Source organism: Celeribacter marinus (assembly GCF_965656515.1).
Lineage (GTDB): Bacteria > Pseudomonadota > Alphaproteobacteria > Rhodobacterales > Rhodobacteraceae > Celeribacter > Celeribacter marinus_D.
This window is the reverse complement of record NZ_CBFHKW010000068.1, coordinates 5,047-12,417: the sequence shown is the minus strand read 5'-3', so window position 1 is coordinate 12,417 and position 7,371 is coordinate 5,047. Positions and strand designations below refer to the sequence as shown.

Genomic DNA, 7,371 nt, shown 5'->3' with positions numbered 1-7,371 from the left:
TCATGACCTCGCGCAGGGCAAGAACGGTCATCGCGGCCATGGCGATTTGATCAAAGCTGAGCGTGGCGAGTGACATACGATATCTCCTAAGGTTGCTAGCGATAGGTATCGTGCGCAATTCGGGCGCAAATGGGGCAGGCATAAGACCGACCCACGGCAAACCGTTCAATTTAGCGCTTTCGTATTAACCGTGCTCGGATGTGTCGACGCCAAGCGGGTCACTCGGATAGCCGACACTCATCAGATATAGACCGTGCGGCGGACAGACCGGACCACAGGCCGCGCGGTCGCGCGCCTCAAGGGCGGCGGTGACATCATCGGGCGTCCAACGCCCCGCACCGACACGCTCCAACGTGCCGACAAAGGAGCGCACTTGGTTATGTAAAAAACTGCGGGCGCGAAAATAGAGCCGAATTTCTTGGCCGTAAGGCACGTCAAACACCTCGACCCGTGCGGCATCAAGTGTCTTGTTGGGACTGTCGGCTTGGCACATGGTTGAGCGAAACGTGGTAAAATCGTGATGCCCGATGAGGCGGTCGGCCCCTGCCTGCATCGCGGCGGCGTCGATGTCGTGTTTGACATGCCATGCCAGTCCAGCCTCATGCACAAGCGGCGCGCGGCGCGAAATCATCCGAAACATATATCGCCGCTCAAAGGCGCTAAATCGTGCGTGCCAATCGTCCGCCACCCGTGCGACTTTTACAATCGCGATGGGCTTGGGTTTGAGATGTTGATTGATCGCGGCGGCAAGCGCGAAGGGATCCCAATCCTTGACCATATCGCAATGCGCCACCTGACCCATGGCATGCACGCCCGCATCGGTGCGCCCCGCCGCCCCGATGGTCTCGCACTCTGGTTCTAAAATGCGCAAGGACTCTTCTATCGCTTGTTGCACCGACGGGTGTTCTTTTTGACGCTGCCACCCCGAAAAGGGCGCGCCGTTGTATTCGATGAGGAGGGCATATCTGGGCATGACCCTGCTTTAACGCGCCGCGTGCGATTGGTCTAGAGGCGCGAGATGGCCAGACGCAGACAGCCCTTTGAAAGGGGCCGTGACGTGCTTATGTTAGTGATAGAAAACCGGCGGAAGGGCAAAGCCTTGATCATCAACGATATTGCGGACCGTATTTTGCGTGGCGTGGAAACGGTGCAGGACGGGGTCAATGAGGCGCTTTTTGAACCTGTGATCCGCTTGGGTGTCACGGGATTGAGCCGTGCGGGGAAGACCGTATTTATCACATCGCTGGTGGCGAACCTGTTGGATCGCGGGCGGATGCCGCAACTGGGCGGATCGGCGGCGATCACGGCGGCCTATTTGCAACCACAGCCCGATGATACAGTGGCACGTTTTGACTATGAGGCGCATTTGGCTGCATTGACGGCGCCCGATCCGCATTGGCCGCAAAGCACGCGGGCCGTGTCCGAATTGCGCCTGTCGTTTAAGGTGCAGCCAACGGGGCTTTTGGGCGCAATCTCCGGCCCGCGCACCGTACATCTGGATATTGTCGATTATCCGGGGGAGTGGCTTTTGGATCTCGGGTTGATGGATAAATCCTATGCCGATTGGTCTGTTCAGGCGTTGGCCGATGCGCAGGCACGCGACGAGGGGGTGGCGTTTTTGGAGGCGCTGGGCTGTGTGGATGCGGGTGCGCCGCATAGCGAGCCAGACGCCAAAGCACTCGCCGAGCCGTTCACCGCCTATCTCAATGCGGCGCGCGCGGCAGGCTATTCCGATTGTACGCCGGGGCGGTTTTTACTACCCGGTGAGATGGCGGGCTCCCCTGTGCTGACGTTTGCGCCACTGCCCGAAGGGAACGCCCCGCGTGGATCGCTGCGCCGCGAATTTGAACGCCGGTATGAGGCCTATAAGCGCGAAGTTGTCCGTCCGTTTTTCCGCGATCACTTTGCCAAGATCGATCGTCAGATTGTGTTGGTGGACGCCTTAGTGGCGATTCATGCGGGCCCCAAAGCGGTCGAGGATTTGCGTCGCACAATGGCGGATATCCTAAGTGCCTTTCGCCCCGGACGGGTGGGGCGTTTGTTTGCCCTTTTGGGGCAAAAGAAGGTGGAGCGAATTTTGTTTGCGGCCACGAAAGCGGACCATATCCATCACAGCCAGCACGCGCGGTTGACCGCTATTATGGAGGCATTGGTGCGTGAGGCGCGTGATCGCGCGGATTATTCGGGGGCTGCGACCTCTGCCATGTCGATTGCCGCGTTGCGCGCCACCGTTGAGGAGGCGCGCCCGCATAATGGCCAGACATTGGACCTTGTACGCGGGCGCGTGGCGGACGGGCAGGGTGGCAGCAAACAGGCGGCGTTTTATGCGGGCGAATTGCCGCAAGACCCCGCGCATATTTTAGCGCCAGCGCGTGAGGGTGCCGAAAAGTGGCTCGATGGGGACTATGAGGTGATGCAGTTTTTGCCCGCGCCGCTGACATTGCGCCCGCATGAGGGGCCGCCCCATATCCGTCTTGATCGCGCGGCGGAGTTTTTGATCGGAGATAAGTTTTGAGTGAAATAAAACGCAGTGGCCCTGTCTTGATCGACCTTGATGATGTGCCCGCCGTTACACCGTCGAACGCCGATCCTGTGCCTGATGTCTTGCCCGCGCGTAGCCCCGCGGCGATGGAGCGCGTGGCGGTTATGGCAGCGCGCAAACCAAGTGCCTTGGCGCGGTGGTTCTGGCGACTTTTGGGCACGTTGTTCGTGTTTGTGTTGTCGCTGTCGGCGTATGATTTTGTGGCGGGGTTGATCGCGCGAAATCCGGTCCTTGGCTACGCGGCCCTTGGGCTGACGGGGGCGTTTGTCGTTGTTTTACTTGCGATTGCGCTTAAGGAACTGTCGGCCTTTGCGCGGCTCAAACGCATTGATACGCTGCACAAAGCGGCCGAGGTCGCGATTGCCAATTCGGATGTGAAAGCGGCACGGGGTGTCACCGAGAAACTGCTCGACGTTTATAAATCCCGCGATGAATTGGCGTGGGGGCGCGAGCGGTTTGCGGAGCGTCAGGCGGAGGTGTTTGATGCGGACGGCGTGTTGCATCTGGCAGAGCGTGAATTGCTCGCCCCGCTCGATGCCGCCGCACGCCGCGAGGTCGAGGTGGCCGCGCGTCAGGTGGCCACGGTCACGGCCTTGGTCCCGCTTGCGCTTGCGGATGTGTTTGCAGCACTAACGGCGAATTTGCGGATGATCCGCCGTATCGCGGAGATTTACGGCGGGCGCTCTGGTACGCTTGGCTCATGGCGGGTGACGAAATCTGTGCTCACGCACTTGGTCGCCACGGGGGCCGTTGCCGTGGGCGATGATCTCATCGGCACGATGGCGGGCGGTGGCGTGATGGCCAAGGTGTCGCGCCGGTTTGGTGAGGGTGTTGTCAACGGTGCGCTGACCGCCCGCGTTGGCGTGGCGGCGATGGAGGTCTGTCGTCCGCTGCCCTATCTGCGGGAGAAAAAGCCGTCTGTATCGGGTCTTGTCAAACGGGCGCTCACGGGAGTGTTCGCCAAGTCTGAGACATCAGAATAATTTGGGCGGGGCATCTTTTGGCTGATCGCGTTGGGCGATACCCATGCGAAACGCGCGGCCGATGCGGTGCGCCAAAGCGGACCACTTTTGCGCTGTGTCCGCATCTAGCTCGTCGGTTAATGTCGCGTCGAACAGGCCAAGCCAGAGGGCGAAATGGCCCTCTTTGATCTCGGGGGCGGCCATGTGAACCCGCTGGGGCGCGCCATCATAGACCCGCTCATGCAAGATTGCGTTGCGCCAGAACCGCCCGATCTTTTCCTCATGGTGCGGCCAGTTGTCGACATGCGCGCCAAACACCGCGCCCAAGGTCTCATCATGGCGCACCTTAGCATAAAAGATGCGAAGAACACGGTCGATGTCATCGTGTGAAATTTCAAATTTGGGCGGCATCGCAGAGCGAGGTTCGGTCATGATTTCATCCTAAAGCGGTGGGTTGAGTGTGCGCTGATTTGTGTCGGGCTGCAATGCGGCAAGTAGGCTTGCCCCTGTGGCAGCGCGCGCCTATAACGGCCTCATGAATTTCGTGGCTCTCGCACTGATACGAATTATAAGCCCGGCGCTCTGATCCGCAGTGATCGTTGAGCCGCCGGGACAAGGCGCATGAGATATCCGCGCCGCGCGACCAGCCATACCCTTTCTCTTTCAAGGACCGATCAGACATGTGTTCCGACGTGACCACGCCTAGCGATAGCGGGCCAGACTACAAATCAACTCTCAATCTGCCAAAAACCGATTTCCCGATGCGCGCGGGATTGCCCAAACGCGAGCCTGAGTGGCTCAAGCGGTGGGAAGACATCGGCGTGTATGACCGCCTTCGCGTGAGCGGCAAAACTGAAGGGCGCACTCCGTTTGTGCTGCACGATGGTCCTCCCTATGCGAACGGGCATTTGCACATCGGTCACGCGCTCAACAAAACGATCAAGGACATCATCGTGCGGTCGCACCAGATGATGGGGTTTGACGCGCGGTATGTGCCCGGTTGGGATTGTCACGGTCTGCCAATCGAGTGGAAGATCGAGGAAAAATACCGCCAGAAAGGCAAAAACAAAGATGACGTTCCGGTCATTGATTTTCGCCAAGAGTGTCGTGCCTTTGCCGCCGAGTGGATTGACGTGCAACGCGCCGAATTCAAACGGTTGGGCATCACTGGCAACTGGGCTGATCCGTACCTGACGATGGATTTCCACGCCGAGGCGGTGATTGCCGACGAGTTCATGAAGTTCTTGATGAACGGGACGCTCTACCAAGGCTCGAAACCTGTGATGTGGTCGCCCGTTGAAAAAACGGCATTGGCCGAGGCCGAGATCGAATACCACGACCATAAATCGCACACGATCTGGGTGCCGTTTAAGGTGGTGTCGGGGGCTGAGGGCGATTTGGCCGAGGCCCGCGTTGTGATCTGGACCACGACCCCGTGGACCATTCCATCGAACAAGGCGGTCGCGTTCAATCCCAAGATTGCTTACGGCCTCTACCGTATCGATGCGACCGAAGAGGAAAGTTGGACCGCGCCGGGCGAATTGTACCTCTTTGCCGATGCTTTGGCCGAGGACGCACTCGGCAAATCGCGCGTGACCGAATTCACAAAGGTGCGCGATGTCAGCGCGGATGAGCTTGGCGCGTTGACGCTTGCACACCCGTTTGCCGGCATTGAGGGCGCGGACGGTTTTTGGGATTACGATGTTCCAATGATCGACGGTGATCACGTGACGGATGAGGCGGGGACGGGCTTTGTCCATACCGCGCCAAGCCACGGCGCAGACGACTATGAGTGTTTCGTCAAACGCAACTGGATCGACCGCATGACGCATAATGTGGGTGAGGACAGTGAATTCCTGCCGCATGTGCCGTTCTTTGCCGATCTTCGCGTGATTGATCACAAGGGTAAAGAGGGCAAGGCCAACACCGCCGTCATCGCCAAACTCGTTGAGGCGGGTGGCATCATTGCGCGGGGGCGCGTCACGCACTCTTATCCACATTCGTGGCGCTCCAAAGCGCCTGTGATTTTCCGCAACACGCCACAGTGGTTCGCCTCGGTGGATCGCAAGATCGACGATGGTATGGGTGAGTACGGCGACACGATCCGTTCGCGTGCGCTGACCTCGATCGACAAGCTCGTCAAATGGCATCCGCAAACGGGTCGCAACCGCCTATATTCGATGATCGAAAGCCGTCCCGATTGGGTGCTATCGCGTCAACGCGCATGGGGCGTGCCGCTGACCTGTTTCACCAAAGTGGGCGCATTGCCGACCGATCCCGATTTCTTGTTGCGCAACGCTGATCTCAACGCCCGCATCACCGCCGCGTTCGAGGAGCACGGCGCGGACGTTTGGTATGAGGACGGGTTCAAGGAAAAGATGCTCGACGGTATCGCCGATCCTGCTGCCTATGACCAAGTGTTCGACGTCCTCGACGTGTGGTTTGACAGTGGGTCAACCCACGCGTTTGTGCTGCGCGACCGCGAAGATGGGACGCCCGATGGCATCGCCGATGTTTATCTAGAAGGGACCGACCAACACCGTGGGTGGTTCCACTCATCACTCTTGCAGGCCTGTGGCACAAAGGGGCGTGCGCCGTATAAAAACGTTGTGACGCACGGGTTTACCCTTGATGAAAAGGGCATGAAGATGTCCAAATCTCTGGGCAACACCATCGTTCCTGAAAAGATCATCCAACAATACGGCGCGGATATTGCCCGCCTTTGGGTGGCGCAGGTCGATTACACCGCCGATCAGCGGATCGGGCCGGAGATCCTCAAAGGCGTTGCAGATAGCTACCGCCGTTTGCGCAACACCATGCGTTATATGCTCGGATCGCTCGCGGACTTTTCCGAGGCCGACCGTGTCGATGCGGCAGACATGCCCGAGTTGGAGCAGTGGGTTTTACACCGTTTGGCCGAGCTCGATGAGCAGGTGCGCGAGGGCTATAAGACGTTCGATTTCTCGGGCGTCTGGACGGCTGTGTTCAACTTTGCCACCGTGGATTTGTCGGCGTTCTATTTCGATATCCGCAAGGATGCGCTTTATTGTGATGGTGACACCGCGCGGCGGCGTGCGGCGCGCACCGTGCTCGATATCTTGTATCACCGTATCACGCGGTGGTTGGCTCCGATCCTGACCTTTACGATGGAAGAGGTCTGGCTTGAGCGGTTCGACGGCACAGACGCCTCGATCCATTTGGAGGATTTTGTCGAAACACCTGCGGCGTGGAAAAATGCGGAACTTGCGGCGAAATGGTCCGCCATTCGCAAGACCCGCCGTGTGGTCACGGCCGCGCTTGAAATCCAACGTCAGGATAAGGTCATCGGCGCGTCCTTAGAGGCGGCTCCCGTGGTCCACGTCGAGGATGCGGCTGTGCGCGATCTCTTGGCGACTGTCGATTTTGACGATCTGTGCATCACATCGGCGATCAACGTGACCGGCGATCCGGCGCCATCTGAGGCGTTCCGCCTGCCTGAAACTGCGGGTGTTGCCGTGGTGTTTGAAAAGGCTGAGGGCGAGAAATGTCAGCGGTGTTGGAAAATTCTTCCTGACGTCGGACACCATAGCCACGCAGATGTTTGTGGGCGTTGTGATGAGGCGCTTGATTAAGGTCGAGATGACCGATGAGTTTGGGAAAGGGCGCCACTGCGGCGCCCTTTTTCGTCTGTATGTTTATGCATTTTAGGCGCGTGTTTCCGACAATGACGCAAGCATCAGAGCAAACGCCTCGTGCGCCTCATGGGCCAATGTCAGAGTTTCAGCGGTTGCCATATCGCATTCTGACACAACCGTGAGAATGCGTTCCACATGGCTTTGCACCATATTAGTGAGGTTTGAGGCGGGTGTTGGAAGGTTGGCCACGGGC

The 7,371-nt window shown here is 58.8% G+C and carries 6 protein-coding genes; 3 read left to right on the top strand and 3 right to left on the bottom strand.

The window, feature by feature from the left end:
* Window positions 1-184: 184 nt before the first annotated feature.
* Window positions 185-973: a tRNA pseudouridine(38-40) synthase TruA gene (gene truA, locus ACTG34_RS12265; protein ID WP_439105173.1), complete on the bottom strand. Its 789-nt coding sequence runs from the start codon at window positions 971-973 to the stop codon at window positions 185-187.
* Window positions 974-1,099: 126 nt separating this feature from the next.
* On the opposite strand from truA, the gene ACTG34_RS12260 reads away from it, so the two are divergent.
* Entirely contained in the window at window positions 1,100-2,515 is a 1,416-nt protein-coding gene (locus ACTG34_RS12260; RefSeq protein ID WP_439105172.1) for a YcjX family protein, read from the top strand.
* On the top strand, window positions 2,512-3,525 hold the full coding sequence (locus ACTG34_RS12255; RefSeq protein WP_439105171.1) for a YcjF family protein: 1,014 nt from the start codon (window positions 2,512-2,514) through the stop codon (window positions 3,523-3,525). The genes ACTG34_RS12260 and ACTG34_RS12255 overlap by 4 nt, the downstream gene beginning before the upstream one ends.
* Here the strand turns inward: ACTG34_RS12255 and ACTG34_RS12250 are convergent.
* Window positions 3,517-3,936, bottom strand: a complete 420-nt coding sequence (locus ACTG34_RS12250) for a group III truncated hemoglobin (protein WP_062219835.1) — start codon at window positions 3,934-3,936, stop codon at window positions 3,517-3,519. The two genes, ACTG34_RS12255 and ACTG34_RS12250, sit on opposite strands and share 9 nt — an antisense overlap.
* Before the next feature lie 248 nt (window positions 3,937-4,184).
* Here ACTG34_RS12250 and ileS point away from each other — a divergent pair, with 248 nt between their 5' ends.
* Entirely contained in the window at window positions 4,185-7,115 is a 2,931-nt protein-coding gene (gene ileS / locus ACTG34_RS12245) for an isoleucine--tRNA ligase (protein WP_439105170.1), read from the top strand.
* 72 nt (window positions 7,116-7,187) lie between these two features.
* On the opposite strand, the gene ACTG34_RS12240 is transcribed toward ileS, so the two are convergent.
* Window positions 7,188-7,371, bottom strand: a 184-nt coding sequence (locus ACTG34_RS12240) for a hypothetical protein (RefSeq protein WP_439105169.1), incomplete at its 5' end; no start/stop codon positions are given.

What these genes read in the sequence shown, in the direction of transcription:
- truA (WP_439105173.1), bottom strand. Translation starts at nt 973, where the DNA reads ATGCCCAGATATGCCCTCCTCATCGAATACAACGGCGCGCCCTTTTCG.
- ACTG34_RS12250 (WP_062219835.1), bottom strand. Translation starts at nt 3,936, where the DNA reads ATGACCGAACCTCGCTCTGCGATGCCGCCCAAATTTGAAATTTCACAC.
- ileS (WP_439105170.1), top strand. Translation starts at nt 4,185, where the DNA reads ATGTGTTCCGACGTGACCACGCCTAGCGATAGCGGGCCAGACTACAAA.